The organism is Vibrio cincinnatiensis, from assembly GCF_022113815.1.
Taxonomy (GTDB): Bacteria; Pseudomonadota; Gammaproteobacteria; order Enterobacterales; family Vibrionaceae; genus Vibrio; species Vibrio cincinnatiensis_A.
The window spans coordinates 1-468 of sequence record NZ_SGOM01000086.1 but is presented as its reverse complement, the minus strand read 5'-3'; the positions used below and the strand labels follow the sequence as shown (position 1 = coordinate 468).

General features: G+C 44.2%; 2 tRNA genes and 1 rRNA gene. All 3 read right to left on the bottom strand.

Annotated elements, in window-relative coordinates:
* Positions 1-133 precede the first annotated feature (133 nt).
* Positions 134-209, bottom strand: a tRNA-Ala gene (locus tag EXA13_RS16730).
* 44 nt (positions 210-253) lie between these two features.
* A tRNA-Ile gene (locus EXA13_RS16725) sits at positions 254-330 on the bottom strand.
* Between the two features lie 66 nt (positions 331-396).
* A 16S ribosomal RNA gene (locus tag EXA13_RS16720) occupies positions 397-468 on the bottom strand; the annotation flags it as partial.

Here is a 468-nt window from a genome sequence, read left to right as displayed (position 1 = left end):
AGATTGAGAACTTTACAAGTAATTTTATTCATAAAGAATAATGTTACTTTGTCAGCTTTCCAAATTGTTAAAGAGCAAGATTTTCGAAAACGAAAACCATTTTTAAAGATTCTTTTTTAAGAACACTTAAAGATGGTGGAGCTATGCGGGATCGAACCGCAGACCTCCTGCGTGCAAGGCAGGCGCTCTCCCAGCTGAGCTATAGCCCCATCGGATGTGTGATACTGTATTGCCAATCGCTTCAAAGAAGGATTGGTGGGTCTGAGTGGACTTGAACCACCGACCTCTCGCTTATCAGGCGAACGCTCTAACCACCTGAGCTACAGACCCAGCATCGTCTCTTTTCTTTAAACCAAATCAATCTGTGTGAACACTCATCAATGCACAATCTTTACGTAAGGAGGTGATCCAGCGCCAGGTTCCCCTAGCGCTACCTTGTTACGACTTCACCCCAGTCATGAACCACAA